The following is a 22,517-nucleotide window of genomic DNA, read 5'->3' as shown; positions in this document are numbered from 1 at the left end:
TGTCACCTTGCCCCAAATACTCCCGCCGGAGGGTCCTCCGGCCTGCCGCATGTGCTGCTGTCAGCTGAGGACAGATTTACCGTGCCCCGCCGCAGATTGCATCGTTTTTACCACCACGAAGGCGTTGCGCAGGTGGCTGCGCTCGAAATCCGAAAGATCTGCGGGCGCGAGGTAGTTGTCGGGCGCTGCGCCGTTGCGGATCTGGCTGGCCTGATGTTCCAGCCGGGTCTGGGCGATCAGGTCGTAAGCATCGGTAAGGTCGCGGGCACCGGAGGCGCTCAGCACGCCCGCCGCAGCAGCGCTGGTGAGGCGGGCACGGGTTCCTACCTCTGCCAGCTTGCCTTGCAGCGCATAGAGCCGCGCGAGATCCGCTACCGGAACCACGCCGTTGTGCTTCAGATCCAGCGTGTTGCGGTGCTCACCCGAGCGGATGGTGGCAAGGCCGCGGAACAGGCCGAGCGGCGGCGTGTGTTTCAGCGAATTGGCTGTCATATGGGCGGTGAAGATGGAGTTGGCGCTGGCGGCCTCCAGCACTTCCGCCTGCAGGCCGGTGAACAGCAAGGTCTGGCCGCCAATCGGGCGCAGGTCGAACATCACCGAGGCGAGCATCTGCGCCTCCGGCCCGGGGCTTTCGATCCACCCCTTGAAGTAGCCGCGCCAGGTGGCCAGTGGCTGGCGCCAGCGGGGATTCACCGCCATCATCTCCCCTGGGCAATAGACATAGCCGCAGGTGTTGAGCCCGTCGCAGACAAGGCGGGCCAGCGCCTCGAAATAGTCTGCGTGTCCCGGTGTGTAGTCATCCGACAGGATCAGGCAGTTGTCCTGATCGCTGACGCCGGTCTGTTCCTGTCGGCCCTGGCTGCCGCAGGCGAGCCAAAGGTAGGGTACCGGCGGCGTGCCCAGCCTTTCTTCGGCCAGGGCAAGCAGGCGGCGCGTGGCGCTGTCGGCGATGTCGGTGATCAGTCGCGTGGTGATTTCATGCCGCGTGCCGCCTGCCACCAGCTGCACCAGCAGCCGCGGGATCTCGGCGGTGGCGCGGGCGATCTCCTCGGCGGAGCGCGCGCGGGCGATGGCGGAGAGCAGCCAGGCCTGGCTTACCGCCTGGAAGCGGGTGAGGTCGGTCTGGGTGACGATTCCAATCAGGCGCCCGGCCTCGACGATGGGCACATGGCCGAAGCCGTGCTCGCTCATCAGCCGCAGGATGTCGGCGCCGAGGGCTGCAGGCGGCAGCACTTGCGGATCGCGGGTCATCACCTCGGCTACAGGTGTCGCGTGCGGGAGGCCCTCGGCCAGCAGCTTGCCGGTGAGGTCGCGGGTGGTGAGGATACCGGTGAGCTCGCCCGTAAGCGCGCCGTCGTCGGTCACGCAGAGGCAGGAGATGCCGCGCGTTTGCATCAGCTGTGCAGCCTTCTGGCAGGTCATTTCCGGCGGGCAGGTGACCGGGGGGCTTGCCATCATGTCGGCGGCGCGGGTGGCGGCCATGGCGCCGGGGCCGCGGGCGGCAGCGGCGGGCGTGGGTCGGGTGCGGTTGAAGAAGCGGGCCACGACCGGCTCCGCGGTCTTGAGAGCGTCGAAATCCGCGCGGGGCAGCATCAGGAGGTGGCTGGCGCAGGTGGCGCGGGCCGAGGTCGCGGCGCGGCCGTCGCGGGCCAGCCCGCGCTCGCCAAAGGAATTGCGGGGGCCCAGCAGGGAGACCGGCATGCCGTTTTCGTCCGTCACTTCCACCTCGCCCGCGTGCACCAGGTAGAGCCCGTCGAGCGCGTCGCCGAAGCGGTAGATGCTTGTGCCAGCGTCTGCCTCGATCTGGCGGAAGGCGGGCACTAGGGCCGCGAGCCTTTCCGGGGAAAGGCTGTCGTAGGGGTGAACAGAGGTGAGGAAGCGTTTGAGATCGCTGTCGGAAAGCGGCATGCCGGCACCTCTGCGGGAAAGGAAAAGGGGTCCCGCCAAGTGTGAACGGGACGGGACCCCGAGGGAAGAGGCGGGCCATCAGGCAGCCCGCCTGGGGAGGTTCAGTGGTCCTGTGCGGCCCCGGCGCCGCGCGGGATGCGGACGCTTTCGACCAGCTCTTCGATCTCGGCGGGGATCGCCTCGGTCGACTTCGACACCGCGAAGGCCACCGCGAAGTTCACCATGGCGCCGATGGCTCCGAAGGAGGTCGACTTGATGGTGCCGAGCAGCGGGTCCGCGTCGGTGAAGGAGTTGGTATCCGGGATGAACAGCCAGCCCTTGTGCAGGAAGATGTAGACCAGGGTCACGATCAGGCCTGCCAGCATGCCGGCCACGGCGCCCTTGTTGTTCACCTTGGTAAAGATGCCCATCATCAGCGCCGGGAAGATCGAGGCGGCAGCAAGGCCAAAGGCAAGCGCCACGGTCTGGGCAGCGAAGCCCGGAGGGTTGAGGCCGAGGTAGGTGGCGACACCGATGGCCACGGCCATGGCGATCCGGGCCGACAAGAGCTCACCCTTTTCCGAGATCGACGGGTTGATCGAACCCTTGATCAGGTCGTGGCTGACCGCCGAGGAGATCGCCAGCAGGAGGCCCGCTGCGGTCGACAGCGCCGCCGCGAGGCCGCCCGCCGCCACCAGGCCGATCACCCAGCCGGGGAGGTTGGCGATTTCCGGGTTGGCGAGCACCAGGATGTCGCGGTTGAAGTTGGTCAGCTCATTGCCGGTCCAGCCGTTCTCCGCCGCCTTCGCCTGCATCGCGGGCGCCTGGTCGTTGTAGTACTGGATGCGGCCGTCGCCGTTCTTGTCTTCCCAGCCCAGCAGGCCGGTCTTCTGCCAGGTCGCCATCCAGTCATAGCGCGGATCGTTTTCGATCTGCTCGACCGAGACCGCTTCGGCGTTGGTGCCGTTGGGCCACATCATGTCGGTGATGTTGAGACGGGCCATCGCGCCTACGGCGGGGGCGGTCAGGTACAGGAGCGCAATGAAGACCAGCGCCCAGCCTGCGGACCAGCGTGCGTCGGAAACCTTCGGCACGGTGAAGAAGCGCATGATCACGTGGGGCAGGCCCGCGGTGCCGATCATCAGCGACAGGGTGAAAAGCACCATGTTGAAGGTGTCGGCATGATGCGCGGTGTATTCGGCAAAGCCGAGCTCGGACACGATCGCGTCCAGTTTCGCGAGCAGCGGCTCGCCGGAGGCGGTGTGCTCGCCAAAGAGGCCAAGCGCCGGGATCGGGTTGCCGGTCAGCTGCAGCGAGATGAAGATGGCCGGGATGGTGTAGGCCATGATCAGCACGCAGTACTGCGCCACCTGGGTATAGGTCACGCCCTTCATGCCGCCGAACACGGCGTAGGCGAAGACCACACAGGCGCCGATCAGCAGACCCGCGGTATTGGAGACCTCAAGGAAGCGGCCGAAGGCGACACCCACGCCGGTCATCTGGCCGATCACGTAGGTGGTGGAGGCCACGATCAGGCAGATCACCGCCACGATGCGGGCAGTCGGCGAATAGAAGCGGTCGCCGATGAATTCGGACACGGTGAACTTGCCGAACTTGCGCAGGTAGGGCGCGAGCAGCAGGGCAAGCAGCACGTAGCCGCCGGTCCAGCCCATCAGGAAGGTCGAGTTGTCATAGCCGGTGAAGGCGATGAGCCCCGCCATCGAGATGAAGGAGGCCGCCGACATCCAGTCGGCCGCGGTGGCCATGCCGTTGGTGACGGGGTGGACGCCCCGGCCGGCAGCATAAAATTCAGATGTGGAGCCCGCACGGGCCCAGATCGCGATGCCGATGTAGAGCGCGAAGCTCGCGCCCACAAACAGCAGGTTGATGGTGAATTGATCCATGATCTTTACTCCTCGTCGACGCCGAATTCACGGTCGAGACGGTTCATCCGCCAGGCGTAGAAAAAGATCAGACCCAGGAACACCAGGATCGATCCCTGCTGGGCAAACCAGAAGCCCAGGTCGCTGCCGCCGACGGGGATGCCGGACAGCATCGGGCGCAGCAGGATGCCGAACCCGAACGAGACCAGGGCCCAGATCACCAGGCTGACCAGAATGATGCGTACATTGGCCTGCCAGTAGCCTTTTCCGGCTTCGGCAGGCTGTGCCGTATTTGTGGTTTGTTCCGCCATGGCGGCTCCTCCTTCTTCCTCCTGTGCTGCCGGGGGCGGGGCGGCCGCCGGGCAGACTCTCTCCGTTTGCCCGGCGCCGGATCGGGGCGCGCAGGCAGTACTCCCCGGGTCCGCGCCTGCGGGTGCAGGGCGGCCTTCAGGAATTCACTTGTGCGGGGGACGGGGTCCTGCCTGCTCAGGGGCAGGCCCCGTTCTTATGGTTAGATGGCAGCCTGCTTGACGATGGCTGCCATGTCCCGGGCGATATCAGCGATACCGCCCATGGCATCGGTTTTCTGCAGGACGCCGCGGTCCGCGTAGTAGCTGATCAGCGGCGCGGTCTGGGCGTGGTAGGCCTCAAGCCGGCTGGCCACCGTCTCGGCGTTGTCATCGGCGCGGCGGGTCATGTTGGTGCCGCCGCATTTGTCGCACGTGCCGGCCTCCGCAGGAAGCTTGAAGCTGTCGTGGTAGCCCTCGCCGCAGCAGCCGCAGGTGTAGCGGCCGGAGATCCGGGCCACCATCGCGGCGTCGTCGACCTCCAAGCTGATCGCGGCGTTGATGCGCTGGCCGGTTTCCGCCAGGAGCTTGTCAAGCGCCGCAGCCTGCACTGTGGTGCGCGGAAAGCCGTCCAGGATCACGCCGCGGGCGCAGTCGGCCGCGCTGAGCCGGTCCCGCAGGATGTCGATGACGATATCGTCGCTGACCAGCTCCCCCGCTTCCATCACCGCCTTGGCCTGTTTGCCCCCAGGGGTGCCTTCCGCCACCGCCACCCGCAGGAGGTCGCCGGTGGAGAGCTGGACCAGGCCGAAGCGCTCTTCGAGCATCCGGGCCTGGGTGCCCTTGCCGGCGCCCGGCGGGCCCAGCAGGATCAGCACCGATGGGGTGGTTTCCACAATTGTGTCCATCATGTCCGTCACCCCTTGTTCGCGCGGTTGGCGATCAGGTCGTCGACCACCGACGGATCGGCCAGGGTCGAGGTGTCGCCGAGGGAGCCGAAATCGTTCTCGGCGATCTTGCGCAGGATGCGGCGCATGATCTTGCCAGAACGGGTCTTGGGCAGGCCCGGCGCCCACTGGATCACGTCCGGGCTGGCAATCGGGCCGATCTCGTTTCGCACCCAGGTCCGCAGTTCCTTGCGCAGTTCCTCCGAGGGTTCCTTGCCGTGCATCAGGGTCACGTAGCAGTAGATGCCCTGGCCCTTGATCTCATGCGGGTAGCCGACCACGGCGGCCTCGGCGACGGCGTCATGCGCAACCAGCGCGCTTTCGACTTCGGCGGTGCCCATGCGGTGGCCGGACACGTTGATCACGTCATCGACCCGGCCGGTGATCCAGTAGTCGCCATCTTCGTCGCGGCGGCAGCCGTCGCCGGTGAAGTAGTAGCCTTCATAGTCGGCGAAATAGGTCTTCTCGAAGCGGGCGTGGTCGCCCCAGACGCTGCGCATCTGGCCGGGCCAGCTGTCCTTGATGCAGAGCACGCCTTCGACACCGTTGCCCTCGATCTCCTGGCCCGACTGCGGGTCCAGCACCACCGGCTGAATTCCGAAGAAGGGTTTCATCGCGGCACCGGGTTTGAGCGCGTGGGCACCGGGCAGGGGGGTCAGCAGGTGGCCGCCAGTCTCGGTCTGCCACCAGGTATCGACGATCGGGGTTTTCCCCTTGCCGATCGCGTTGTGATACCACTCCCAGGCTTCCGGGTTGATCGGCTCGCCCACGGTGCCGAGGAGCTTCAGGCTGGAGAGATCGCACTTCTCGACGAAGCTGTCGCCCTGGCCCATCAGCGCGCGGATCGCGGTGGGGGCGGTATAGAACTGGTTTACCTTGTGCTTCTCGCAGACCTGCCAGAAGCGGGAAGCGTCGGGGTAGGTGGGCACGCCCTCGAACATCAGCGTGGTGGCGCCGTTGGCGAGCGGCCCGTAGATGATGTAGCTGTGGCCGGTCACCCAGCCCACATCCGCGGTGCACCAGTAGATGTCGCCGTCGTGGTAGTCGAAGGTGATCTCATGCGTCATTGCCGCAAAGGTCAGATAGCCGCCGGTGGTATGCACTACACCCTTGGGCTGGCCGGTGGAGCCGGAGGTATAGAGGATGAACAGCGGGTCTTCGGCGTTCATTTCTTCGGCCGGGCAGTCGGAAGAGGCATCGGCAGCCAGCGCGTTGTAGTCGTGGTCGCGGCCTTCGGTCCACTCGGTGTCTCCGCCGGTGCGTTTCACCACCAGGCAGGCGACCTCGCCCTTGCAGTTCTTGAGCGCGGCGTCGGCGTTGCCTTTCAGGGGTGTCTTGCGGCCGCCGCGGGGGGCCTCATCGGCGGTGATCAGCACCTTGGCGCCGCAGCCGTTGATGCGGGCGGCAAGCGCGTCGGGGCTGAAGCCGGCAAAGACGATGGAGTGGATGGCGCCGATGCGGGCGCAGGCCAGCATGGCATAGGCGGCCTCGGGGATCATCGGCAGATAGATCACCACCCGGTCGCCCTTGGTCACCCCGAGGTCCTTGAGCACGTTTGCCATGCGGCAGGTGTTCTCGTGCAGCGCCTTGTAGGTGATGTGCTGTGCCGCTTCGTTCGGGTCGTCCGGCTCCCAGATGATCGCGGTCTGACTGCCGCGGGTGTCCAGGTGGCGGTCGATGCAATTGGAGGCGACGTTCAGCGTCCCGTCCGCAAACCAGTTGATCGAGACATTGCCGAGGCTGAAATTCACGTCCTTCACTTCGGTGAATGGTTTGATCCAATCCAGCCGCTGGCCCTGTTCACGCCAGAACCCTTCCGGGTCCCGGATCGAGGCGGCATACATCTCGTCATATTGTGCGGCATTGACATGCGCGCGGGCAACGGTCTCTTCAGACGGCGGATAGACGGCGTCAGCGTGCAGCGCGTTCATTTGGTGTCCTCCCTCAAATCTTCCAGGCATGACACCACAATCATAAGACGTGTCTGTCAAACCGTTTCCTTCCTCCGCAGTCATAATACCGCAGGCTGAAAATTTGTGAATAAGCAGCGGTAATTTAACGATTTGCTTGTGAACGAATTTCCGGCGTTTACCGTGATTTGTAAATTTTCTACCCAGGGGCTTCAGCGCGCCACTGCGATTCAGGGACTTGGCTGTAAAGCGGCCCCGCTGCCACGGATGCGGCAAGGGCGCCGCGGGGCCTCCCTCGGGGCCGCGGCGGCCCGCATGCGCCGCGGCGGGCCTGCGGCATAATGTGCGCGCAGGTCCGCCGCGGCCTGCGCGAGCCTGGCGCGAGTCGCCGCCTGCCAAGCATGAGCCAAGGGGTTGGCAGGGCGGCGGCTTGCCGCTAGCTTGGCGTCAAGCGTCCGCTGCCCGGGGCTGTCTGCCGGCAAAAAGGACGCAATACGGGAGAGTTACATCATGAACAAATTTCTGACTGCCGCCATTGCGGCAACCATCGGCGGTGCTATAGCGGGCGAAGCCGCGGCCACCGAGTGGAACGTGTCGCTTTGGGGCAAGCGCCGCGCCTTCACAGAACATGTGGAAAAGCTGGCCGAGCTGGTGAGCGAAAAGACCAACGGCGAGTTCACCATGAACATCAGCTACGGCGGGCTTTCCAAGAACAAGGAAAACCTCGACGGCATCTCCATCGGCGCCTTCGAGATGGCGCAGTTCTGCGCCGGCTATCACCGTGACAAGAACCCCACAATCACCGTGCTGGAACTGCCGTTCCTGGGTGTAAAGACCCTGAAGGAAGAGGTCGCCGTCAGCCATGCGGTTTATGACCATCCGGCGGTGCAAGAGGACCTGGCCCGCTGGAACGCCAAGCTGCTGATGACCTCGCCGATGCCGCAGTACAATATCGTTGGCACCGGCGAGCCGCGCGACGAGCTGGCCGAGTTCAAGGACATGCGGGTGCGCGCCACCGGCGGCATCGGCCAGGCGTTCTCTGCCGTTGGCGCGGTGCCGACTTCAGTAACCGCAACCGAAGCCTATAACGCGATGGAATCCGGAGTCGTCGATACCGTGGCCTTCGCGCCGCATGCGCATCTGAGCTTTGGCACCATCAACAAGGCTGAGTGGTGGACCGAAAACCTGAACCCCGGCACCGTGAACTGCCCGGTAGTGGTCAATACCGATGCCTATGAGGCGCTGAGCGACGCAGAGCGCGAGGCGCTGGAAAGCTCGGTCGAAGAAGCGATCGACCATTACCTGGCCAACTACGGCGCGCTGCTGGACAAGTGGGACAGTGTGCTGGAGGAAAAAGGCGTGCAGAAGGTGACCATCTCCGAGGACGAGCTGGCCGAGTTCCGCAAGGTGGCCGCCGACCCGATCCGCGAACAGTGGATCCAGGACATGAGCGCGCAGGGCCTGCCCGCGCAGGAGCTCTATGACCTGGTGCAGGACACGCTGGAACAGACCCGCGCGAGCAACTGATCGCGCGCATGAATCCCGGAGGGCCGCGCCGTTGGGCGCCGGCCCTCCGTTCTTTTTCTATCGGACAACAAGGGGGCGCAGGCCATGGCAGGCAGCGCAGCGGTCCTGGAGGACGGCAGCCTGATCAGCAGGCTGGACCGGAAGCTATTGAAACTGGAGCGGCTGCTGGCGCTGCTCAGCGGGCTGGCGGTGTTTTCGCTGATGGTCCTCGCGGTGATCTCGGTCGGCGGGCGCAATGCGATGAACGCGCCGCTGCCGGGTTATGTGGATTGGATCGAGCAGATCATGCCGCTCATCGCCTTCATGGGCATCGCCTATGTGCAGCGGGACGGCGGGCATATCCGGATGGACATCTTCATCGGCTCGCTCAGGGGACGGGCGCTGTGGCTGTTCGAGCTGGTCTCGGTCCTGCTGATCCTGCTCCTGATTGCGGCGCTGGTCTGGGGAAGCTGGGCGCATTTCGCGCGCTCATTCGATTTCGCTGCGCCGATGTGGAGCCGCGACAGTTCGATCGACATCGGCCTGCCGATCTGGCCCGCAAAGCTGCTGGCTCCGGTGGCCTTTGCGGTATTGGGGCTGCGGCTTGTGCTGCAGGTCTGGGGCTATGGGCGCGCAATGGTAATGGGGCTGGAGACGCCGCCTGCGGTGCCGCTGGTGCAAAGCGCGGCGGAGCATGCCGCAGCTGAGGCGGAGCAGATGCAAGGCCATGACAACTATGGCAGCGGGCAGGAGTAGGGCGCATGGAACCCATTGAAATCGGCCTCTGGGTGACCGGCGGCCTGCTGGCGATGGTGGTGCTGGGCATGCGGGTCGCTTTTGCGGCGGGGCTTGCCGGGCTCATTGGCCTGATCTGGATCTTCTGGGCTAAATTCGGCTATGACCCGGCCCGGTTTGGAAAGGCGCTCACCGTGTCGGTCAAGATCGCGGGCCAGGTGCCGCATTCCAAGGTGTCAAGCCAGGCGCTGAGCCTGATCCCGACCTTCATCCTGATCGGCTATCTTGCCTATTACGCAGGCCTCACCCGCGCGCTGTTCACCGCCGCGAAACGCTGGATTGCCTGGCTGCCGGGCGGGCTTGCGGTCTCCACCGTCTTTGCCACCGCGGGCTTTGCCGCGGTGTCCGGCGCGTCCGTCGCCACTTCCGCCGTCTTTGCCCGCATCGCTATCCCGGAGATGCTGGCGATCGGCTACAACAAGCGTTTTGCCGCGGGTGTGGTCGCGGCAGGGGGCACGCTCGCTTCGCTGATCCCGCCCTCGGCGATCCTGGTGATCTATGCAATTATCGTGGAGCAAGACGTGGGCAAGCTGCTGCTTGCAGGCTTCATCCCGGGCGCGTTTTCGGCGGTAATTTATGGCATGCTGATTGTCGGCATCGCGGTGATCTTCAAATCCGTCGGCCCGCCGGTGCGCGGTTTCACCTGGGGCCAGCGCTTTGCCTCGCTGCCTGGCGCGCTGCCGATCATCTTTGTCGTCGTGATCATCATCTGCTTTGTCTACAACCCCTTTGGCGGCGACGCCTGGGGCACGCCGACCGAGGGCGGCGCGCTGGGGGCCTTTGTGGTGTTCTGCATGGCGGTCGCGCGCGGGATGAAGTGGGCGGAGCTGAAATCGGCGCTCTTGGAGACCGCGAAGCTCACCGTGATGATCTTCACCATCATCTGGGGTGTCTTGATCTACGTCCGCTTCCTCGGCTTTGCCGATCTGCCGGGGGCGTTTTCGGATTGGATCACCTCGCTCGAAATGCCGCCGATGGTGATCCTGATCTGCATCCTGCTGGCCTATGCGGTGCTGGGCATGTTCATGGACGCAATCGGGATGCTGCTGCTGACGCTGCCGGTGGTCTACCCGGCGGTGATGGCGCTTAACGGCGGCGAGGCGGTGTCCGCCGCGGACAGCGCCTTTGGCATGAACGGCACCATGTGCGCGATCTGGTTCGGCATCCTGGTGGTGAAGATGGCGGAGTTCTGCCTGATAACCCCGCCGATCGGCCTCAACTGCTTCGTGGTGGCGGGCGTGCGCGAGGATCTGAGCGTGCAGGACGTGTTCCGCGGGGTGATGCCCTTCTTCGTCGCCGATGCCGCGACCATCGCGCTTCTGGTGGCCTTCCCGGGCATCGTGCTCTACCTGCCGTCGCTGGCGGGGTAGGCAGGCCCGGCAGGCGCCCATTGAGTATTGAGAAAGGCCCCGGGGATGTCCTCGGGGTCTTTTGCCGTCTCTGGATCAACGTTGCCGATCCAAGCCGGACCGCACATACAACGCCGCCGCAATGAGATCAGCCGGGCACCGCCGCCGCATGGGGGCGCGGCGGCGATGCGCGGCGGCCTCACGGCCTTGTCCCGCGCTGCCCTCTTTCGGTTTCAGCGAATATGGGGTTACCTGCGGGAAACCGCCAAGGGAGGGCAGGGCATGACCATAACCGTGATCGAGAAGCAATGGATTGCACTGCCGGACGGGCGCCGCCTGGCCGCCAGGATCTGGCTGCCGGACGGCGAAAACCCCGCGCCCGCGATCCTCGAATACCTGCCCTACCGCAAGCGCGACGGCACCGCGCCGCGGGATGCCACCACGCATCCGGTATTTGCCGCCGAAGGCTATGCTTGCGTGCGCGTAGACATTGCCGGTACCGGCGACAGCGAGGGGCGGTTTGATGACGAATATTCCGAGCAGGAACTGCGCGACGGCGAGGCGGTGCTCGAATGGATCGCGGCGCAGCCCTGGTGCAACGGGCGGATCGGCATGATCGGCATCTCCTGGGGCGGCTTCAACGGCTTGCAGCTTGCGCACCGGCGCCCGCCCGCACTGAAGGCGGTGGTGACCGTCGCCTCCACCGTGGACCGCTACGCCGACGACATCCACTTCATGGGCGGCTGCCTGCTGAGCGACAACATGAACTGGGGCAGCCAGATGTTTGCCTATCTGACCCGCCCCGCCGATCCCGAGCTGCGCCCGGACTGGCGCGAGGACTGGCTGCGGCGCCTGGAGAAGGTGCCGTTCTCCGCCGCGGACTGGCTGCGCCACCCGGTGCGGGACGGCTTCTGGAAGCACGGCTCGGTCTGCGAGGACTGGTCCGCGATCGAGGCGCCGGTGCTGGCAGTCACCGGCTGGGCCGATGCCTACGTGAACGCACCGCCCGCGCTGGCCGCGAACCTGCACGCGCCCGCCAAGGCGCTGATCGGGCCGTGGGAGCACCGCTATGGCCATATCTCGAAGCTGGAGGCCTCGGACTTCCACGGCGAGGTGCTGCGCTGGTTCGGGCGCTGGCTGAAAGAAGAGGAGACCGGTGCGGAGACCCTGCCGGATTACCGCACCTTCATGCTGGAGCATTTCGACCCGCAGGCCACCAATTCCCCGCGCAAGGGGCACTGGGTGGCGGAGGCTGAATGGCCATCGCCCAATGTACAGCCAGAGGCCTGGCATCTGGCGCCCGGCGGATTTGCCGATGGCCCGTCCAAGGGGCAGCCCGTGGTGAACACCCCCGCCCACGTTGGTGCGGCAGGCGGCTATTTCTGCCCCGGCATACGCATCGACAACGAGCTGCCGGGCGATCAGGCGGCGGATGATGCCATGTCGCTGTGTTTTGACAGCGCGCCGCTGGAGGCGCCGCTGGAGCTCTTGGGCCGGGCGCGGCTGAAGATTGCCTTCAGCGCCGACAGGCCGGTGGCGCAGCTCGTGGCGCGGCTCTGCGATGTCTCGCCCAAGGGCGTCTCGCAGCGGATCACTTACCGGCCGCTGAACCTCACTCATCATGCGAGCCATGAGACTCCGGAAGCGCTGGTGCCGGGGCAGGCCTATGAGGCGGAGATTGAGCTCAACGAATGCGCGCACCATCTGCGGGCGGGCCATGTCCTGCGGCTGGCGCTCTCCACCTCCTACTGGCCCATTGTCTGGCCCGCGCCGGAGCGGGCGGAGGTGACGCTGGACCTTGCGCGTTCAGCCCTCCTCCTGCCGGTGCGGCGGGTGGCAGAGGAGATTGACCCGGCCGCGCCCGACCCGGCGCGGGACTTCCCGCAGCTTGCGGCAGAAGAGCTGCGCGCGCCTTCCGGGACCGCGCGCCACAGTGTGGGCGCGGACGGGCGCGTGGCGCTGGATACATTCGACGACTACGGCAAGGCGCGGAACCCGGACCACGGTCTGGCGGCGGGAAGCCAGGTGCGGATGCATTACAGCATACACCCGGACGACCCGGCCTCGGCCCGGTTCGAGGCCGCTTGGCAGTTCACCTTTGAGCGCGGACCCTGGCAGGTGGCGGTCGAGACGGAGAGCCGAATGACCTGCGACGCCGAGAGCTTCTACCTCTGGCGCCGGCTGCGGGCGGCGGAAGGGGAGGAGGGCAGCGGGGTGCTGAGCCGGGAATGGCGGGAGACCATTCCGCGCGGGCTTCTGTAAAAAGGGAAAGCCGTGCCCGCGCGTGCGATGCGCCGGCACGGCAAAGGCCGTTTAGAGCTGGGCGCCGGCGGCGCTCAGCGCTGTGTGCAGCAGAACGTTGGCGCCCGCCTCGGCCCATTCGGGTGAGATCTCCTCTGCCTCGTTATGGGACAGACCGCCGACGCAGGGGCACATGATCATCGTGGCTGGCAGCACTTTGGCCATCCAGCAGGCGTCATGGCCCGCCCCGGAAATCAGGTCCATATGGCTCACTCCGAGCGCCTGCGCGGCCTCGCGCACCATGGCCACCAGCGCGGGGTCGAAAGTGACCGGGGTGACCCGGCCTGCCGGAGCGATGGAGATGCCCACGCCGAGCGCGGCGGCGATTTCCTTTGCTCTCTGCTCCACGGCGTCGTGCAGCATGTCGAGCTTTGCGGGATCAGGGGAGCGCACATCGACGGTGAAGACCACCTTGCCCGGCAGCACGTTGCGCGAGTTGGGGGAGAAGAACACCTGGCCGACGCTGCCCACCGCATCGGGCTGATGCTGCATTGCCAGGTCTTGCACCATCTCCATGATCCGGGCCATCGCGAGGCCCGCGTTCGAACGCATCGTCATCGGGGTGGAGCCGGTATGCGCCTCGCGGCCGGTAAGCGTGATCTCCAGCCAGGAAAAACCCTGGCAATGGGTGACGACGCCCACCGATTTGCCCTCGGCCTCCAGCACCGGGCCCTGTTCGATGTGATACTCCAGATAGGCATGCATCGGCCGCGCGCCCACGGGTTCCGCGCCCATCCAGCCAATCCGCTGCAGCTCATCGCCCAATGTCTTACCGTCCTGATCTGTCAGGCTGTGGGCATAGGCGCGCGTGTACGCGCCGGCAAACACTCCTGAGCCCAGCATCGAGGGCGCGAAGCGTGCGCCTTCCTCGTTGGTCCAGTTCACGATGCCGATGGGGCGGGAGGTGCGTATATCCTGTTCGTTCATCACCCGCACCACCTCCAGCGCGGAGAGCACGCCCAGCACACCATCATAGCGCCCGCCTGTGGGCTGGGTATCCAGATGCGAGCCGAGGTACACCGGATCGGCCTCGGGATCGGTGCCCGGACGCAGGGCGAACATGTTGCCCATGTCATCGACGCCGATGCTCATGCCCTCGGCTTCGCACCAGGTAGCGAAGCGGGCGCGGGCCTCGGAATCCGTGTCCGTGAGTGTTTGCCGGTCGCAGCCGCCGGCCACGCCGGGGCCGATCAGCGCCATCTCTGCGATGGCGGCCCAGAGTCTGTCGATGTTGATGCGCGCCGTGCGGGTTGCCGCGTCTAGCATGTCGTGTCCTTTCATAAGGTCTTCTGTGGGTGGCAATGCGAAGTGGCGCCTCTCACAGCGATGCAAGAAAGCGGTCCACGGCCGGGATCAGCTGGCCGAAATCGCTGAGGAAGGCGTCATGGCCGTGGTCCGAGTGGAGGTGCACCATTTCGGTCGGGACGGACCCCGCACTCAGCCCTGCGGCGATCTGCTCCTGCTGCCAGAGCGGGAACAGCACGTCGCTTGCGGTGCCGATCACCAGGGCCTTTTGCAAGACAAGCTGCGACAGCGCGAGGCTCAGATCGCCGCCCGCGATTTCGGCGAGGTCGAAGCGGTCGATGGCACGGCTGAGGTAGAGGTAGCAGTTCGGGTCGTAGCGGCCGATGAAGCGGTCGGCGTGGTGCTGCAGGTAACTCTCCACCATGAACTCTGGCAGGAAAGGCGCTCCGCCAGCTGCTGCCGGGCTGACCCGGTCACGGGCGAAGCGCTGCTGCCATTCCGCAGCCGAGCGGTAGGAAAGCATCCCGAGCATTCGGGCAATCCGCATACCATTCTCCGGGTAGCGCGCCTCTGAGTAGCGTCCGCCGGCCCAATCCGGATCGCTGCGGATCGCCTGGCGCTGCAGTGAACGCAGGGCAATGGCGAAAGTCGCGGCCTGAGCAGCGCCGGAGATGTTGATATGGCTGCGGGCGCTGCCCGGATTCCGGCTGAGGTAGGCCAGGGCGCTCATGCCGCCCATTGAGGTGCCGATCAGGCAGGCGAGCTGGCGGATTCCCAGCGCCTCCACCACACAAGCCGCGGCATCGGCCACGTCCTCCATGGCGACGGCGGGGAAATCCAGCCGGTAAGGCCGCCCGGTTGACGGGTTCAAGGAAGCCGGGCCGGTGGAGCCGAAGCAGCTGCCGAGTGCGTTGACGCAAATGACGTGCCAGCGGTCCGTGTCGATGGGCTTCCCCGGGCCGATCATCTGTTCCCACCAGCCGGGGCCGGGGTCGTCCGCCTGCGACGCCGCGTGGGCGCTGGCGGAGAACCCGGCCAGGATCAGGATCGCATTGTCCTTCGCAGGCGACAACCGGCCCCAGGTTTCATAGGCGATGCGCAGCTGGCGCAGTTCGCCGCCGTGCTTAATCGCGAAGGGACCGGGCAGGGTGAGGAAGCGCGAGGCCGGGGGCACGATCTCGCAGGTGCTGTCGGGCGGGGTGAAGTTGTTCATCGCTCCGCCCCCGTCTCAGGCTTCGTATTCGAACTGGGGCTCGAGCGCGGCCAGCCATTCATCGTCCGAGCCCTCGTTCAGCCCGTCGAAGAGGAAGGTCGAGAGGTACCGCTCGCCAGTGTCCGGCAGCATCGCCAGCAGCACCGAGCCTTCAGGGGCGGTTTTGGCCACGTCGAGCGCGGTGGCCACCGCGGCCCCGGCTGAGATGCCAGTGAAGATGCCCTCCTCGGTAGAAAGGCGCCGGGCGGTGTCGCGGGCCACCACCTGATCCACCTTGCGCAGCTCGCCGATCACGCTGGGGTCCAGCACGCTGGGCACGAAGTTGGGGGCCAGGCCCTGGATCTCGTGCACGTTCCACGTCTTGTCCTGAAGGATCGCGGCATTGGCAGGTTCAGTCGCCACGATCTCCACATCGGGGCGCGCCAACCGCAGCATCTGGCCGACACCGGTCAGCGTGCCGCTGGTGCCGAAGCCGGTCACGAAATAGTCCAGCCGCTTGCCTGCAAAATCGCTGAGGATCTCGGAAGCGGTGGTGACGCGGTGGTAATGCGGGTTGGCAGGGTTGTCGAACTGGCGCGCGCGGAACCAGCCGTGGCGCTCGGCCAGGTCGTCGGCGATCTTGTTGCCGCCGCTGCTGCCCAGCTCGCTGGGGAACAGGATCACCTTGCCGCCGTAGGCGCGGATCAGCTTGCGCCGCTCGATCGAGTATTTCTCTCCCATCACCGCGACGAACTTGTAGCCGCGCGCTGCTGCTACCATCGCCAGCGCAATGCCGACATTGCCGGAGGTGCATTCGATGATAGTGTCGCCCGGTTTCAGCTGGCCCTTGCGTTCAGCGTCAAGCACCACCGAAAGCGCCAGCCGGTCTTTGACCGAGCCGCCGGGGTTAAACGACTCGGCCTTGGCGTAGATCGTCACGTGCTTGGGGGCGATGTGATTCAAACGGACGATCGGGGTGCGGCCGATGGTGTCGAGGATCGAGTCGAAGATTGCCATTGCAGTCATCCTGTCTAGCGGCGCCCTGGCGGCGCGGGGTCGTGGAACGGGAAGGGAGGTCGGGAGAGATCAGGGGGCGGCAGGTCCGGGGGGCGGCCTGCCGCGAACGCTTGGCACGGATGGCCTAGTCGCGGCTTTGCGATGTGCGCAGCGCGCCGATCCGGGGCCGGCTCAGGATCGGCAGGTTCTGGTTCACGGCGTAGCCTGCAAAGAGGATCATCAGCCCGCCAGCGATCTGCAGGCCGTGCATCGCTTTGCCGTAGGCGAGGTAGTCCACCACGATCGCGACCACAGGATAGATGTAGGAGAGCACGGCGATCAGGGGAGTGGGCAGGCGCTGGAAGGCCGAATACATCAGGATGTAGGTGAGACAGGTGTGGAAGGCGCCGAGGATCAGAAGGTCGCTCCACTGCGCGCCGGTGAAGGAGGGCACCGCGCCAATGTTCACGAAAGGAACCAGCATCACCGCACCAACCGAGACCTGGATCAGGGCTATCAGATGCGGCTTGATTCCCTTCAGCCGCTTCACGATGATCGAGGTGATGGCGTAGAAGACCGCCGCCGAGATCGCGAGGCCGACGCCGGCCAGGTGGCTGGACGCAAGGCTGAGGTCCTCCATGTCAGGGCCGACGATCAGCACCACGCCGGCAAAGGCGATGACGATCCAGGCGAGCTTATCCTTGGTCACGGTATCGCCAAGGAACATCGCCCCCATGATCACGAAGAACAGCGGCTGGGTGTGGTAGACCACCGTGGCGGTGGAGATCGAGGCAAAGCTGAAGGAGGCAAAGAGCATGATCCAGTTCAGCACCAGGAACACGCCGCTCAGTCCTGCGATCAGGAGGGTCGCCCGGGTCAGCCCGGTGTTGCGGAACAGGCCGCGGGCAAAACAGTAGAGTGCCAGGAACAGGGCGCCGAACAGGCAGCGGAAGAATACCGCGTTATGGGCGTCGAGGCCGGATTCCAGCACGAAGTAGCCAACGGTGCCCATGACGATCATGGCGGCGATCATCTCCAATAGACCACGGCGCTGGTCGGTGAGGTCAGTCATTTCAGTTCTCCAGATTGGGGCGGGGGCGAGACGTGCGCCGCGGCAGCCCACAGCGGGCCGCAGCGGTGGTTCATGCGCTCCCGGGTTTTTTCAAAAGGGATTTGCGGGGGCTGAAGGGGCAGGCGGCAGGCCGTGGCAAGCTGTCTTCCTCCAACTGGTACTGCATCCATTCGCGGTTGTTCTCGTCGCCGTAGAAGCCCAGCTCCTGCGGAACCGCCCCGCCGTTAAAGGCGGCGACACGGGCCCGGATGCGCTCGCGCACCAATTTGCCGCTGCGGGTTTTCAGGCTGGCGAGCGCGTCGAAGTTTTCCCGCGGGTTAATGACAAAGGTGAGGCAGCCTCCGAGGTTGCGGCTCCGCAGGGCCTCGTGCTCGGGCGAGCTCATGTTTACGAAGAGCTGCACACCGTTGAAGCAGAAGCTCCAGTCGGCTTGGTCCGGTTCGTCCGGCACGTCCGCGGGCCAGGGCGCCGGATCCATGCGGTGCACCCAGTTCAGAATGTCCCAGCCAAGCGTGTGCAGCGGGCCGCTCTGCAGCCGCGAGGTCTCGAAGAACACCACCAGGGGCGTCAGCAGCCGGTCCTTGATATCGGTGCGCTGCACGAAATTTGTGTAGTCGGTGAGCCCCAGGAGGAGATCGTCATATTCCAGGTCCGGCCCGCATTCTGCGAACAGGAAGCGGATGGTGCCGTCCTTCCAGGCTTTGCGGCAGAACAGGCAGGGGAAAGCCTCGTCGCCTGCGCGGCTGGCGAAATCCGCCAGCGCCCTTTGCTGCCAGGCGCTGGCGGTGATGTCTTCGCCGTAGAGCTCGGGCTGCAGGTACAGGGTTCCGGTGGAGACGCGGCGTTTGCCCGCCTGTTTTTCAAGCGCAATATCAGAATACATGAGAGGTCCTCTCTGGACTGGGGCAATAGCCTGCGGCGGCGGAACGGAGGGCAAGACGTGTCCGCCGCCGCAGGTGCGCTGGGCGTCCTGCGGGCGCTGTTCGCTGCGACACCCAGTGGGGGGCTCAGGCGGCTTCGACCCGGTCGAGCAGCGGCGTAACCGTGTCGACGATGGCGGCGAGCGCGGCCTCGGCTTGGCCGGCATCGGCGGGAACCTGGTATTCCGCCAGTTCCAGCCCCAGCACCTGCCCGGACGGCAGCGCTGCAAGGAGCGCCCGCAGCTGCTTCGGCAGCAGGCCACCGGGAACCTTGTAGTCGGCCGGGATATGGCCAGGCTCCAGCACGTCCCAGTCGATGTGAATCCAGACCTTGCGGCCGCCCACAGCCTTCAGCACCGCTTCCGGGGAAAAGCCCGCCGCCGTCAGGATCTGCCCGCCGGCCTTTTCGATCAGTTTTGCTTCCAGCGGGTCGATGTCGCGGGCGCCGGCGAAGATTACCTGGCTGGCCTTGAGTCCGGCGCCATGGCCGCTGTTCCACAACCCGCAGGCTGCCGCCACCACCATACCGCCGAGATAGCCGGTATCAGTGGTATCCGGCGTGTTGAAATCGCCATGGGCGTCGATCCAGAGCAGCACCGCGTCCGGGTGGTGCTCGGCCAGTACCGGAAGGGAGGCGAGGCTGATCGAACAGGTATTGGAGGCCAGAACAGTCAGCTTGCCGCTTTCAACGCTGCGGCTGACGGCGTCGCGCACTGCCTCCAGCGTAGGCTTGGCCTGGGGCAGGCTGTCGGTCCAGTCGTCCTCGGCCGGGGGCGAGGGCTCGCCAACCGAGACGGCCTTCACCCCGAAAGCAGCCTCCAGGGCGGCCGCGGTCAGGGCAGCGCCCTTGATGGTCTGCGCGGTTTTGTCGGCCGCCCGGCCTTGCGATACGATCAGGTTAAATTCCATGTGGGTTATCCTTTATTTCAATGGCTTGTCTTCTTGCCGCCTGCGGCCTTCCAGCTGGGCCGGGGCCTGCTGGCAGGGGTTAGGTAATGGCGGGTTTGGTAGGCGAGTGGTCGACAGCGGGAGCGGTGCCGGGCCAGTAATGGCCGTCGGGCGTGGGCCGGGCGCCAAAGATCGCCTGGCCCACGCGCACCACGGTGGCGCCTTCGCGCACTGCATCCTCGAAATCGCCGGTCATGCCCATCGACAGGCCTTTGACCGAAGGATGGGCCGCCAGGTTCTCGTCGCGCAGGCGCCGCAGCAGGCGGAAGCAGCCGCGCACCTGGTCGCGGCTGCCGTGGAACAGGGCCAGTGTCATCAGGCCTTGCGGTTCCAGCCGCGGATAGGCCGCGAGCGCATTGAGGAAGGCAGGCAGTTCCGAAGGGGCAAGCCCGTACTTGCTGGCTTCACCGGAGGTGTTGACCTGCACGAAGACCGGCAGGGTGCGCCCGGCGAGCTCCAGCTGCCGGTCGAGCTCCGCCGCAAGCCGGAGGCTGTCCAGCGCCTGGAACTCGCTGGCGAAGCGGGCGACGTATTTTGCCTTGTTGGTTTGCAGGTGCCCCACCATGCTCCAGCGCAGCGGAAGGTCCGCCAGCGCCTCCACCTTCCCGCGGGCTTCCTGCACCTTGTTCTCGGCAAACTGGTCCAGTCCGGCGGCGTGGGCCTGGCGCAGTATCCCGGCTGGCACTGTCTTGGTCACCGGCAGCAGCCGCACGCTGCCCGGGTGACGGCCCGCCGCGGTGCAGGCGGCCGCTATGCGGGCGAGCACATCGGCGTGGCAGCGGCGGATCAGCAGCTGCGGGTCTTTTCCGAAACGTTCCTCGGCGTCGGTCTGCATGCTTTTGTTCACTTCCCGGTTTCGTGACAGCGGCGAGTTTGCTGGAAATAACTCAATCCAGAATTGCGGTTTGTCTAAAACCAAACTAGCTTGGGCAACACGGCCAGTTTGGCAGAAAAAAGGTGGTCCAGTTGGCAGAAGCGATAACCCGCATACCCAGGACAGGCGCGAAGCGAATCTACCTGACGTTGCGAAAGCAGATCCTTGCCGGCGTTTATGCAGCGGGCGAGGATATTCCCTCGTCGCGGGCCTTGGCCGAGGAATTGGGCGTGTCGCGCACCACGGTCACCGTCGCCTACGAGCAGCTCGCGGCTGAGGGCTATATCTCGGTGCGGCAGGGCGCCCGGCCGCGGGTGGCGGTAAAGGCGCCGCTGGGTCCGCCGGGGCAGGACAAGCAGGAGACTGCGGCTGGGACGCGGAGTGCCCCTTTGTCCAGTTTCGGGCAGAAGCTGCTCACCGCCGGGCCGCTGCCGCAGCCCTCGCGCAAGGGGCTGGTGGTGAACTTCCGCTATGGCGAGATGGCGCCGGGCGACTTTCCAACCTCGGCCTGGAAGCGGGCGGTCAACGCCGCGCTTCTGCGCCGAAGCCCGGTGCTCGCCTATGGCGAGCCTGCGGGGTCGCGCCGCCTGCGCCGGGCCTTGCAGGGCTATCTGTGGCGCTCGCGCTCGCTTTGCTGCCAGCTCGACCAGATAATCATTGTCAGCGGCTCGCAGCAGGCGCTGGACCTGTCGGCGCGGATGCTGCTCGACCCGACGGATGCCTTCGTGATAGAGAACCCGGCCTACGCGATGGCACGGATGGCCTTCACCATGACGGGCGCGCGGCCCGTGCCGATCGACGTCGACTCCTACGGGCTCGACACCGCCCGGCTTTCCGGGGTGCAGGCGCGGCTCGCCTATGTCACGCCCTCGCACCAGTACCCTTTGGGCGGAGTGATGCCGATCGAGCGGCGCCTTGAGCTGATCGAGTGGTCAAAACAGGCCGGCGCCTGGGTCATCGAAGACGATTACGACAGCGAATACCGCTATGACGTGAAGCCGCTGCCGCCACTGTGCTCAGTCGACGAGACCGGGCGGGTGATCTATGTCGGCACGATCTCCAAGATCCTCTCGCCGGCGATGCGGATCGGCTATGTGGTGGTGCCAGAGGGGCTGCGCGAGGCATTTTTGACCGCCAAGCAGCTGACGGACCGCCACACATCTCTGCTTGGGCAGGAGGCGCTGGCAGATCTGATCGAGAGCGGCGCATATGAACGGCAGGTGCGCCGGCAGCGCCGGCTGAACGCGCAACGGCGGGCAGCGCTGATCGACTCGCTGCAGGCGGCCTTTGGCGATGCGGTGGAAATTGAAGGCGGCGCGGCCGGGCTGCATGTCGTGGTCTGGTTCCGCCGATTGCCCGCGGCGCGCGAAGGCGAGCTGATCGAACAGGCATTGCGGCTGGGAGTTGGCGTCTATCCGGTGCGGGGATTATGCGATCCGCCGCTGTCCTCTGGGCGCAATGCGCAGATTGGTCTGGTGATGGGTTATGCCGCTGTCGACCCGGAGTGGATTCGTCACGGGGTGTCGCTCCTGCGGAAGGCCGCGGACCAGATTGCCTGACGGGAACCACAGCTGGAACCCGGGAGAAGCCCATGCGTTAACTTTTCATGCCTGAGCTCTATTTCCCTTCGCTGCTTGCTGCGCTGGCTTTTGCCGCAATCCACTACCTGGTGCCCAAGCTGAGATTTCTTGACGGTATCCCGCGCAGCCGCTGGCTTTCGATCGCGGGCGGGGTGGCGGTGGCCTATGTCTTTGTCCACCTGCTGCCCGAGCTGGCCGAGCACCAAAAGGCGCTGGCGGAACACGACGGTGCCCTGGCCGGCGCCGCAAAAGCGCTGGAGCGGCTTGTCTATGTGCTGGCGCTGGCAGGGCTTGCGGTGTTCTACGGGCTGGAGCGGCTGGTTCAAACTTCGAAGGCCGGGCGGGAGCGGACCGAGGCGCGGGCCTTCTGGGTTCATATCGGAGCTTTTGCGCTTTACAATTTTCTGGTCGGCTATTTCCTGCTGCACCGCGAGGATCCCGGGCTGCAGTCTCTGGGGCTTTATGTGGTGGCGATGGGGCTCCATTTCGTCACCAACGATTTCGGCATGCATGACGATCACCGGGAGCTTTACGATCACAAGGGCCGGTTTGTCCTCGCAGGAGCGGTGCTCGCCGGGTGGTTCATGGGGGTGGCGTCGGATATCCCCGAGCCGTGGCTTATCGGCATCTTCTCGTTCCTGGCCGGCAGCGTGGTGCTGAACGTGCTGAAGGAAGAGCTGCCGGAGGAGCGCCAGAGCAGCTTTGGCGCCTTTGCAGCAGGCGCGGCAGGCTATTCGGCGCTGCTGCTCGTGGTTTGAAGCGGCAGGTTTCAGTTTCTTCACCCCATCGACTCGTGCAGCAGTGAACCAGGTTCTGTGCGCTCGT

Annotated in this window: 18 protein-coding genes; 6 read left to right on the top strand and 12 right to left on the bottom strand. The window is 65.7% G+C overall.

Going from position 1 to position 22,517, the window contains the following annotated elements; genetic code table 11:
• Positions 1 to 60 precede the first annotated feature (60 nt).
• From ACOHWE_RS03800 to acs, 5 genes are all read right to left on the bottom strand, one after another.
• Positions 61 to 1,908, bottom strand: coding sequence for a DUF294 nucleotidyltransferase-like domain-containing protein (locus ACOHWE_RS03800; protein WP_420664232.1), 1,848 nt, complete (start codon positions 1,906 to 1,908; stop codon positions 61 to 63).
• Between the two features lie 101 nt (positions 1,909 to 2,009).
• Positions 2,010 to 3,791: a sodium:solute symporter family protein gene (locus ACOHWE_RS03795; RefSeq protein WP_420664230.1), complete on the bottom strand. Its 1,782-nt coding sequence runs from the start codon at positions 3,789 to 3,791 to the stop codon at positions 2,010 to 2,012.
• Positions 3,792 to 3,796: 5 nt separating this feature from the next.
• Positions 3,797 to 4,081 (bottom strand): DUF4212 domain-containing protein, encoded by a 285-nt coding sequence (locus tag ACOHWE_RS03790; RefSeq protein ID WP_420664229.1) that lies wholly within the window; start codon positions 4,079 to 4,081, stop codon positions 3,797 to 3,799.
• Between the two features lie 200 nt (positions 4,082 to 4,281).
• Positions 4,282 to 4,965 carry an adenylate kinase gene (locus ACOHWE_RS03785; RefSeq protein WP_420664680.1) on the bottom strand — a complete coding sequence of 228 codons (684 nt, stop codon included), beginning with the start codon at positions 4,963 to 4,965 and terminating at the stop codon, positions 4,282 to 4,284.
• A gap of 8 nt (positions 4,966 to 4,973) precedes the next feature.
• Positions 4,974 to 6,935, bottom strand: coding sequence for an acetate--CoA ligase (gene acs, locus ACOHWE_RS03780; protein WP_420664227.1), 1,962 nt, complete (start codon positions 6,933 to 6,935; stop codon positions 4,974 to 4,976).
• A 489-nt stretch (positions 6,936 to 7,424) separates the two neighbouring features.
• On the opposite strand from acs, the gene ACOHWE_RS03775 reads away from it, so the two are divergent.
• The 4 genes from ACOHWE_RS03775 (at position 7,425) to ACOHWE_RS03760 (ending at position 12,826) form a co-directional block, all read left to right on the top strand.
• Complete coding sequence (locus ACOHWE_RS03775) at positions 7,425 to 8,441, top strand: C4-dicarboxylate TRAP transporter substrate-binding protein (protein WP_420664225.1); 1,017 nt, start codon at positions 7,425 to 7,427, stop codon at positions 8,439 to 8,441.
• Positions 8,442 to 8,525: 84 nt separating this feature from the next.
• Complete coding sequence (locus ACOHWE_RS03770) at positions 8,526 to 9,176, top strand: TRAP transporter small permease subunit (protein WP_420664223.1); 651 nt, start codon at positions 8,526 to 8,528, stop codon at positions 9,174 to 9,176.
• 5 nt (positions 9,177 to 9,181) lie between these two features.
• Complete coding sequence (locus tag ACOHWE_RS03765; protein ID WP_420664222.1) at positions 9,182 to 10,585, top strand: TRAP transporter large permease; 1,404 nt, start codon at positions 9,182 to 9,184, stop codon at positions 10,583 to 10,585.
• A gap of 261 nt (positions 10,586 to 10,846) precedes the next feature.
• Positions 10,847 to 12,826 (top strand): CocE/NonD family hydrolase, encoded by a 1,980-nt coding sequence (locus ACOHWE_RS03760; protein ID WP_420664220.1) that lies wholly within the window; start codon positions 10,847 to 10,849, stop codon positions 12,824 to 12,826.
• Positions 12,827 to 12,877: 51 nt separating this feature from the next.
• On the opposite strand, the gene ACOHWE_RS03755 is transcribed toward ACOHWE_RS03760, so the two are convergent.
• From ACOHWE_RS03755 to ACOHWE_RS03725, 7 genes are all read right to left on the bottom strand, one after another.
• Entirely contained in the window at positions 12,878 to 14,131 is a 1,254-nt protein-coding gene (locus tag ACOHWE_RS03755; RefSeq protein WP_420664218.1) for a Zn-dependent hydrolase, read from the bottom strand.
• 52 nt (positions 14,132 to 14,183) lie between these two features.
• Positions 14,184 to 15,323, bottom strand: coding sequence for a homoserine O-acetyltransferase MetX (gene metX / locus ACOHWE_RS03750; RefSeq protein WP_420664217.1), 1,140 nt, complete (start codon positions 15,321 to 15,323; stop codon positions 14,184 to 14,186).
• Between the two features lie 15 nt (positions 15,324 to 15,338).
• Complete coding sequence (gene cysK / locus ACOHWE_RS03745) at positions 15,339 to 16,319, bottom strand: cysteine synthase A (protein ID WP_420664216.1); 981 nt, start codon at positions 16,317 to 16,319, stop codon at positions 15,339 to 15,341.
• A gap of 124 nt (positions 16,320 to 16,443) precedes the next feature.
• Positions 16,444 to 17,370: a DMT family transporter gene (locus ACOHWE_RS03740; RefSeq protein ID WP_420664215.1), complete on the bottom strand. Its 927-nt coding sequence runs from the start codon at positions 17,368 to 17,370 to the stop codon at positions 16,444 to 16,446.
• A gap of 70 nt (positions 17,371 to 17,440) precedes the next feature.
• Positions 17,441 to 18,253, bottom strand: coding sequence for a YqcI/YcgG family protein (locus ACOHWE_RS03735; protein WP_420664213.1), 813 nt, complete (start codon positions 18,251 to 18,253; stop codon positions 17,441 to 17,443).
• Positions 18,254 to 18,377: 124 nt separating this feature from the next.
• Entirely contained in the window at positions 18,378 to 19,199 is an 822-nt protein-coding gene (locus tag ACOHWE_RS03730) for an arginase family protein (RefSeq protein WP_420664211.1), read from the bottom strand.
• Positions 19,200 to 19,278: 79 nt separating this feature from the next.
• The gene (locus ACOHWE_RS03725; RefSeq protein WP_420664210.1) at positions 19,279 to 20,073 is read right to left on the bottom strand and encodes a YggS family pyridoxal phosphate-dependent enzyme; all 795 of its coding nucleotides are present in this window, start codon (positions 20,071 to 20,073) and stop codon (positions 19,279 to 19,281) included.
• Between the two features lie 122 nt (positions 20,074 to 20,195).
• On the opposite strand from ACOHWE_RS03725, the gene pdxR reads away from it, so the two are divergent.
• Positions 20,196 to 21,671, top strand: a complete 1,476-nt coding sequence (pdxR, locus tag ACOHWE_RS03720) for a MocR-like pyridoxine biosynthesis transcription factor PdxR (protein ID WP_420664208.1) — start codon at positions 20,196 to 20,198, stop codon at positions 21,669 to 21,671.
• A gap of 47 nt (positions 21,672 to 21,718) precedes the next feature.
• Positions 21,719 to 22,450, top strand: a complete 732-nt coding sequence (locus ACOHWE_RS03715; protein WP_420664207.1) for a hypothetical protein — start codon at positions 21,719 to 21,721, stop codon at positions 22,448 to 22,450.
• Positions 22,451 to 22,517: the final 67 nt, after the last annotated feature.

This window comes from Cribrihabitans neustonicus (genome assembly GCF_048820895.1).
GTDB classification, from domain to species: Bacteria; Pseudomonadota; Alphaproteobacteria; order Rhodobacterales; family Rhodobacteraceae; genus Cribrihabitans_A; species Cribrihabitans_A neustonicus.
The sequence above is the reverse complement of the archived record's forward strand: the minus strand, read 5'-3'. Positions and strand labels throughout refer to the sequence as shown.

Excerpts from the sequence above, each read along its gene's own strand:
- ACOHWE_RS03800 (WP_420664232.1), bottom strand. The coding sequence starts at position 1,908 with ATGCCGCTTTCCGACAGCGATCTCAAACGCTTCCTCACCTCTGTTCAC.
- ACOHWE_RS03795 (WP_420664230.1), bottom strand. The coding sequence starts at position 3,791 with ATGGATCAATTCACCATCAACCTGCTGTTTGTGGGCGCGAGCTTCGCG.
- ACOHWE_RS03790 (WP_420664229.1), bottom strand. The coding sequence starts at position 4,081 with ATGGCGGAACAAACCACAAATACGGCACAGCCTGCCGAAGCCGGAAAA.
- ACOHWE_RS03785 (WP_420664680.1), bottom strand. The coding sequence starts at position 4,965 with ATGGACACAATTGTGGAAACCACCCCATCGGTGCTGATCCTGCTGGGC.
- acs (WP_420664227.1), bottom strand. The coding sequence starts at position 6,935 with ATGAACGCGCTGCACGCTGACGCCGTCTATCCGCCGTCTGAAGAGACC.
- ACOHWE_RS03775 (WP_420664225.1), top strand. The coding sequence starts at position 7,425 with ATGAACAAATTTCTGACTGCCGCCATTGCGGCAACCATCGGCGGTGCT.
- ACOHWE_RS03770 (WP_420664223.1), top strand. The coding sequence starts at position 8,526 with ATGGCAGGCAGCGCAGCGGTCCTGGAGGACGGCAGCCTGATCAGCAGG.
- ACOHWE_RS03765 (WP_420664222.1), top strand. The coding sequence starts at position 9,182 with ATGGAACCCATTGAAATCGGCCTCTGGGTGACCGGCGGCCTGCTGGCG.
- ACOHWE_RS03760 (WP_420664220.1), top strand. The coding sequence starts at position 10,847 with ATGACCATAACCGTGATCGAGAAGCAATGGATTGCACTGCCGGACGGG.
- ACOHWE_RS03755 (WP_420664218.1), bottom strand. The coding sequence starts at position 14,131 with ATGCTAGACGCGGCAACCCGCACGGCGCGCATCAACATCGACAGACTC.
- metX (WP_420664217.1), bottom strand. The coding sequence starts at position 15,323 with ATGAACAACTTCACCCCGCCCGACAGCACCTGCGAGATCGTGCCCCCG.
- cysK (WP_420664216.1), bottom strand. The coding sequence starts at position 16,319 with ATGGCAATCTTCGACTCGATCCTCGACACCATCGGCCGCACCCCGATC.
- ACOHWE_RS03740 (WP_420664215.1), bottom strand. The coding sequence starts at position 17,370 with ATGACTGACCTCACCGACCAGCGCCGTGGTCTATTGGAGATGATCGCC.
- ACOHWE_RS03735 (WP_420664213.1), bottom strand. The coding sequence starts at position 18,253 with ATGTATTCTGATATTGCGCTTGAAAAACAGGCGGGCAAACGCCGCGTC.
- ACOHWE_RS03730 (WP_420664211.1), bottom strand. The coding sequence starts at position 19,199 with ATGGAATTTAACCTGATCGTATCGCAAGGCCGGGCGGCCGACAAAACC.
- ACOHWE_RS03725 (WP_420664210.1), bottom strand. The coding sequence starts at position 20,073 with ATGCAGACCGACGCCGAGGAACGTTTCGGAAAAGACCCGCAGCTGCTG.
- ACOHWE_RS03715 (WP_420664207.1), top strand. The coding sequence starts at position 21,719 with ATGCCTGAGCTCTATTTCCCTTCGCTGCTTGCTGCGCTGGCTTTTGCC.